The sequence below is a fragment of the Halococcus sp. PRR34 genome (assembly GCF_028617175.1).
In the GTDB taxonomy this organism is placed as follows: Archaea; Halobacteriota; Halobacteria; order Halobacteriales; family Halococcaceae; genus Halococcus; species Halococcus salifodinae.
Map to the genome: position 1 here is coordinate 53,693 of NZ_JAQJDA010000020.1, position 6,152 is coordinate 59,844.

7 protein-coding genes are annotated in these 6,152 nt (G+C 63.0%); 2 read left to right on the forward strand and 5 right to left on the reverse strand.

All coding sequences use genetic code 11. The annotated features are described in order from the left end of the window. The first annotated feature begins 60 nt into the window (after nt 1-60). Complete coding sequence (locus tag PHA81_RS17415) at nt 61-567, forward strand: RDD family protein (RefSeq protein ID WP_005043489.1); 507 nt, start codon at nt 61-63, stop codon at nt 565-567. A 283-nt stretch (nt 568-850) separates the two neighbouring features. On the opposite strand, the gene PHA81_RS17420 is transcribed toward PHA81_RS17415, so the two are convergent. From PHA81_RS17420 to PHA81_RS17440, 5 genes are all read right to left on the reverse strand, one after another. Next, nucleotides 851-1,240, reverse strand: a complete 390-nt coding sequence (locus tag PHA81_RS17420; protein WP_005043488.1) for a DUF5811 family protein — start codon at nt 1,238-1,240, stop codon at nt 851-853. Nucleotides 1,241-1,285: 45 nt separating this feature from the next. After that, a complete protein-coding gene (locus PHA81_RS17425; protein WP_005043487.1) occupies nt 1,286-1,840 on the reverse strand; it encodes a pyruvoyl-dependent arginine decarboxylase in 555 nt (184 codons plus the stop codon). Between the two features lie 89 nt (nt 1,841-1,929). Beyond that, on the reverse strand, nt 1,930-3,147 hold the full coding sequence (locus PHA81_RS17430; protein ID WP_005043486.1) for a proteasome-activating nucleotidase: 1,218 nt from the start codon (nt 3,145-3,147) through the stop codon (nt 1,930-1,932). A 63-nt stretch (nt 3,148-3,210) separates the two neighbouring features. After that, on the reverse strand, nt 3,211-5,001 hold the full coding sequence (pepF, locus tag PHA81_RS17435) for an oligoendopeptidase F (RefSeq protein WP_005043485.1): 1,791 nt from the start codon (nt 4,999-5,001) through the stop codon (nt 3,211-3,213). Between the two features lie 97 nt (nt 5,002-5,098). After that, nucleotides 5,099-5,548 (reverse strand): YccF domain-containing protein, encoded by a 450-nt coding sequence (locus PHA81_RS17440; protein ID WP_273837765.1) that lies wholly within the window; start codon nt 5,546-5,548, stop codon nt 5,099-5,101. Nucleotides 5,549-5,664: 116 nt separating this feature from the next. Between PHA81_RS17440 and PHA81_RS17445 the strand changes: the two genes are divergently transcribed. Beyond that, nucleotides 5,665-6,152 (forward strand): IS1 family transposase (locus tag PHA81_RS17445; RefSeq protein ID WP_273837768.1); only part of this gene is annotated, 488 nt, incomplete at its 3' end.

The following is a 6,152-nucleotide window of genomic DNA, read 5'->3' on the forward strand; positions in this document are numbered from 1 at the left end:
GTGTCGTTCGCACAGCAGTATGTTCACTAGGTTTAAGTGGCCTATTGCAGATGTCCGGATATGGCAGGATATCCAACCCCACCGACACGGGACGACACTAGCGTTGTCGGTGCCAGAATCGGAGCCCAGATAGTCGACCAGATAATCACGGCTATCATGTTTGCAATCATGTTCTTTGGAATAGTCGGACTTGGCGGTGCAATGGGTGGCAATGCAGGGGCCGTAATCAGCGCCATTATATTTTTGATCGGTTCCGCCGCCATCATTTTCTACTGGTTTTTACTGGAGGGGTTCTGGGACGGATACACCATCGGAAAGAAACTGTTTGGCATCAAAGTCGTAGAAGAAGACGGCAGCCCGTGTTCTCTGAGTTCCTCAGTGGTGCGGAATCTACTTTACATAATTGACTCTCTCTTCTACTTTCTCATCGGATTCATTGCAATGTCGGCCACGGACAAGCGACAGCGGATCGGTGACCGTCTTGGCAACACAGTCGTCGTCCACGAAACACCGAGGAATAACGACCGGCCAGAGGACGCTTCAGCAGACCGAACAACGGCTCCGTAGTCCTTCAAGACAGAACGAATCTGAGACTACTAGCTCAGTCTCTCAGTATCAAGGACAACCCGATACCATAACTTTGTCAATAACCACTTAGTTTCTGACAGGGTGTCAGCAAGAGGACTCACCGTGGATCGATAATCAGGCGGGTTTCGTCGGTGTCGATGTGCAATCAGTCGTCGTCATCGACCCACGACTCGGCGTGTTGGTGGCCTGAGCGGGTCGAATAAATCAGCTCTCAACGATCACTCCGAGGGTGACCGTATAACCCAACTCGCAGCGATTACGATTACTGCGCGACCGGCGCGATCGCGTCCTCGACGGCCTGTTTGACCTGGAGCGCGGCGGTCGCGGCGAGCTGGTGGGCGACCTCGTCGCGGTCCTCGTCGGGGATGCCGTCGACGAGCTCTTCGGCGTCCGGAGTGAATCCGGCGCTCACGGCCGGGCCGACGGGCGGCTGGACCGCGATCGTTCCTTCGGGACCGTTGGTGCCGGCGACGATCTGTGCGCCGACGACGTACTCGTCGGGGAGGAACTCGCGGGTCCGGGCCGCCACCGTATCGAGCCCGGCGCGGAGCTCACGACGCTCGTCGGCCGAGAGCTCTGGAATATCGGCGCTCGCGCGCTGCCCAGCGGCGGTCGCGTCCGGCCGGCCCGCGTAGGGCGTGTTTCCGTTCATAAGAAGGACAGGAACGGTAGGAGCGCCCCAGTCAAAAACCTCCCGCTACAGGATCGGCTCGCTCTCGCCGTAGACCGCGAGCACGATCGCCGTCACGAACCGTCCGGAATCGTTCTCATCGGCCGTACTGTCGACGGTTTCGATCACGATCGCCTCGTCGTCGAACGACCACTCGCGGAGGTCCCGACCCGCCGCCAACCCCGTTGAGACCGTCTCGCGGACGGTCTCCGGATCGGCCCCCGACGCTTCGTAGAAGATCCCGCGACCCGCGTCCGCGACCGACCAGCCGAGTCCGGCAGTGGCCGCGGTCGCGTCCGCCGGTTCCACGTCGTCGGTCGCGGCGCTGCCCGTCACGCTCGCCGCCCCATCGGTTGCGCGCGCTTCGACCGTGGCGCGCGCCTCGACCACGGTGAGACGCTCGCCCACCGGGCCGAGATCGGGCGCAGTGTCGTGACGTTCGATATCGCTACCGGCGGGGATCATCGAGGAGACAGACACGAGGTTGTAGTTGTGAACTCCTGCATCGGCGAGCGCCGTGTCGTACGACGCCATCGCCGTCGGGCCTCGACCCGTGCCGGCGACGATTCTGATCGTGCTCATGGTCTGACGGAGTGGTGCGCGGGCGAGAAGGGTTGTGATTTCGGGACGAGGTTCTCGGATCGATCCGTCGGCAGCCTCCCGGCCTGCCGTCAGTGGAACGCGATCGGCTCGGCCGCGGTGTCGTCGTCCGTGACTTTCTCCAGGGCCGCCTCGAAGTCGTCCATCTCGACCTCGGTGCGCTCCTCGCGGATCGCGAACATCCCGGCCTCGGTCGCGAGACTCTCGATCTCCGCGCCGCTCCGTCCCGCGGTCAGTTCGGCGAGTGCTTCGAAGTCGACGTCGTCGTCGAGGGTCGTCCCGCGGGTGTGGATCTGGAAGATCTGTTCGCGACCCTCGGCGTCGGGTTCGGGAACCTCGATGAGCCGGTCGAACCGGCCGGGCCGGAGGATCGCAGGATCGAGCATGTCGAAGCGGTTCGTCGCGGCGATGATCGAGACGTCACCGCGCTCGTCGAACCCGTCCATCTCGTTCAGCAGCTGCATCATCGTGCGCTGGACCTCGGCGTCGCCAGAGGTCTTCGAGTCGGTGCGTTTGGCGGCGACCGCGTCGAGCTCGTCGATGAAGATCACGGCAGGTTCGTGCTCGTTCGCGAGCTCGAACAGGTCCCGGACGAGGCGTGCGCCCTCGCCGATGAACTTTCGGACGAGCTCCGAGCCCGCCATCTTGATGAAGGTGGCGTCGGTGCCGTTCGCGACCGCCTTCGCGAGCATCGTCTTGCCCGTGCCCGGCGGGCCGTGGAGCAACACGCCGGTCGGCGGCTCGATCCCCACGGTATCGAACCGTTCGGGGCTCTTCAGGGGGAGTTCGACGGCCTCGCGTACCTCGCGGATCTGGTCGTCGATCCCGCCGATGTCGCCGTAGGTGACCTGCGGGCGGGTATCGACCTGCATCGCCTGGGCGCGCGCGTCGGTCTCGCTCGACAGGGTCTGCTGCACACTGAACGAATCGTTGACCGCAACCCGATCACCGTTGCCGATCTCCTCTTCGAGCGTCGGAGAGATCTCGGTCAGCACCTCCTGGTTGTTGCCGTGCTGGCGCACGATCGCACCCTCGTCGGTCAGCTCCTCGACCGTGGCGACGTACAGCGAGGAGGTTTTGAGCGTCTCGTTCTCGCGCTGGAGCCGCCCCGCCTCGCTCTCGAGCTCCTCGCGGCGCGCCTCGGCGTCGTCGAGTCGCTCGGCCAGCTCGTCGTGGACCTGCGCGATCTCCGCGAGATGCTCGTCGAGCGCCGACACCTGCTCGGCGTCCGTGAGTTCGGGGTCGAGATCGAGCCGGGGACGGTCCGGGAGGGACGGGCTGTGTGACATTCGATACCCGAAGGTAGGGGCCGTGCGTTAAAAGTCCCTTTGGGTTCGGGAGAATTATGGGCCTCAGGACAGCGCCGCGAACTCGCTGAGTGCGTCGTCGTAGGCCGCAAGCGCCGCCTCGATCGGGTCGGCGGTCGTCATGTCGACGCCGGCCTCTCGGAGGAGATCGATGGGGTATCCGTGTGAGCCGGATTCGAGGAACTTCCGGTAGGGTTTCGCGGCAGCCTCGCCGTCCTCCTGGATGCTCTCGGCGAGCGCGACCGCCGCCGAGATCCCGGTGGAGTACTGGTAGACGTAGAACGCCCGGTAGAAGTGGGGAATCCGCATCCACTCGCGGGCGATCCGGTCGTCGACGACGCTCGTCGCGTAGTACTCCTCCTTCAGGCCGCGATAGATATCGTCGAGCCGATCCGGGGTGAGCGCCTCGCCCGCCTCGACCAGCTCGTGGGTTTTCTTCTCGAACTCCGCGAACATCGTCTGGCGAAAGAGCGTCGATCGGAACCGTTCGAGATACTCGTTCAGCACGTGGCGGCGGAACCGTTCGTCCTCGACGGTATCGAGCAGGTGGTTCGTCAGGAGCGCCTCGTTGACTGTGGAGGCGACTTCGGCGACGAAGATCTCGTAGCCGCCATACACGTAGGGCTGGGTCTCGCTCGCGAGCTGGGTGTGCAACGAGTGGCCGAGCTCGTGGGCCAGGGTGTACATCGAGTCGATGTCGTCCTGATAGTTCATCAGGATGTACGGCTGGGAGTCGTACGTCCCTCCAGAGTAGGCCCCCGACTGCTTGCCCACGTTCTCGTAGACGTCGACCCACCGGGAATCGAGACCCTCCGCGAGCCGGTTCTGGTAGTCCTCGCCGAGCGGCGCGACCGCCTCGATGACGTGTTCTTCGGCCTCCTCGTAGGACACGTCGGGGCTCTCGTCGTCGGCCAGCGGCATGTAGACGTCCCACATCTGGAGCTCGTCGACGCCGAGCGCCTCCTGTTTGAGGTCGGCGTGGCGCTGCAACAGGTCGAGGTTGTCGTGAACCGTGTCGATCAGGGTGTCGTACACCGAAACCGGAATGTTCGCGCCGTCGAGCGAGGCCTCGCGTGCGGTGTCGTAGTTGCGGGCTTCGGCGAGTTTGACGTCCGCCTTCACGCTGTTGTGGTGGGCCGTCCCGACCGCGTTCCGGACCTCGCTCCACTCGTCGTAGAACTCCTCGTGGACCTCCCGACGGAAGTCGCGGTCGGGGCGTTTCTGGAGGGTCGTGAAGTTGCTCAGCGAGATCTCGACGGGATCACCGTCGGAATCCTCGACCGTGGGGAACTCCATGTCGGCGTTGGTGAGCAGGCTGTAGACCTCGCTCGCCCCGCCAGTGACCTCGCTGAGATCCGCGAGGAGCTCCTCGATCTCGGCCGAGCGGGTGTGGGGTTTCATCCGGAGCACGTCATCGAAGTAGTGCTCGTAGGTCGCGAGTTCGGGTTCCTCGTCGACCATCGCGTCGAGCTCCTCGCGCGTGCAGTCCTGGAGTTCGGGTTCGATAAAACTCGCCGCGCTCCGGGCGTCGGTGGCGAGCGTCCCCGACCGCGAGGCGAGCGCCTGGTAGTGTTGGTCGGTGGTGTCCTCGTCGCTGCGGAGCTTGGCGTAGGCGGCGACGCTCGCGACCTCGCGCATGAGTTCCTCGCGGGTTTCGAGCGTTGCGAGCAGGGTCGCGGCGCTCTCCGTCGTCCGCCCCTCGTAGGCCGCGAGGTCGTCGAGGCGTGCCTCGACCGCGTCGAAGGCGTCTTCCCACGCCTCGTCCGAGGCGAAGAGGTCGCCCAAATCCCACGTGTACTCGGTGTCGATCTCGCCGCGTTCGGGAACCGAACTCATGGGCAAGTGTTGCGAGGGGACTGAGGTAAGCCTTCTCAAATCACAAATTGTGGTCTGATCGGCTAGCGAGAGGGGCCGAATCGCTGGCGAGTATTGCTCAGTATCGATACAGCGAGACGATTGCCGGGAGCATATTGTACATCCATATCGCCAGCGGCAACCCGACGATCGTCAATGAGACGAGCCACGCAAGCGCCATCCAAATGCCGCTTGCCCACCACCCGACCAAGAGGAAATACACCCCTCTCACGACGAGACTTCGCTGACTCGGTCCGTGAACTTCGACGCTACTTCCGGTGTCGCCGATAGTGACGATCTGGGTGTTCTGCGTGCTTTTGAGCGTCAGTACCTTCGGAACCATGTTGATCATCTTAATCCCGAGTGGGATGCCGATGATGGTGAGGTTCAGTAGCCAGGCTATTCCGAGCCAGATGCCCGTTGCCCACCACCCGACGAGCAAGTACCACAGCGCACGAATGACAAACGATGGTTGGCTCGATTGCTGAATACGAGTCGTTTGCTGCTGATTGCCACCACTGTCTGCCATAGTCTCTCGACAGGACAAACTACAACGCTCTTGGGTAGAGAATTGTTGGTCAGTTCTCAGCAGTAGCTGGGAGTCACAGCGGGCAAGGGTGAGGCGGCTGCGTCACCCGACGAACCATGATGCCTATCGAGACGTTCGTCTCGGAGCGTCGAGCCGCGAACCTGCTGGGGCAGATTCGCTGGCGAAACGGCGTCTATTGCCCACGCTGCCGTGCTGAATCCGTGATTCAGTACGGCAGCTATCGAGTGTTTCAGCGATACCGCTGTAAGAATTGCGACCGCACGTTCAACGATCAGACAGGCACGGTCTTCGAGCACTCCTCGGTCGCTCTCAGGAAGTGGTTCCTCGCTCTCTACACCTACATCCGGCTGAACACCAGCATCCGACAACTCGACGTTGAGATCGATGTCGCCTACAAAACCGTCTACCGCCGCGTCCAGCGCTTCCTGCGAGCGCTGGACGCGCCTCGACCTTCGTTGGAAGGCCCTGTCGAAATCGACGAACTCTACGTGAAAGCCGGACTCAAAGGCCGCGAGCGCGACGGACAGTCGCGCTCGCGTGGCCTGTCCACGCGCGGACGTGGAACCTACCACGAGGACAAGCT

Coding starts and splice junctions, on each gene's coding strand:
- PHA81_RS17415 (WP_005043489.1), top strand. CDS start 61: ATGGCAGGATATCCAACCCCACCGACACGGGACGACACTAGCGTTGTC.
- PHA81_RS17420 (WP_005043488.1), bottom strand. CDS start 1,240: ATGAACGGAAACACGCCCTACGCGGGCCGGCCGGACGCGACCGCCGCT.
- PHA81_RS17425 (WP_005043487.1), bottom strand. CDS start 1,840: ATGAGCACGATCAGAATCGTCGCCGGCACGGGTCGAGGCCCGACGGCG.
- PHA81_RS17430 (WP_005043486.1), bottom strand. CDS start 3,147: ATGTCACACAGCCCGTCCCTCCCGGACCGTCCCCGGCTCGATCTCGAC.
- pepF (WP_005043485.1), bottom strand. CDS start 5,001: ATGAGTTCGGTTCCCGAACGCGGCGAGATCGACACCGAGTACACGTGG.
- PHA81_RS17440 (WP_273837765.1), bottom strand. CDS start 5,548: ATGGCAGACAGTGGTGGCAATCAGCAGCAAACGACTCGTATTCAGCAA.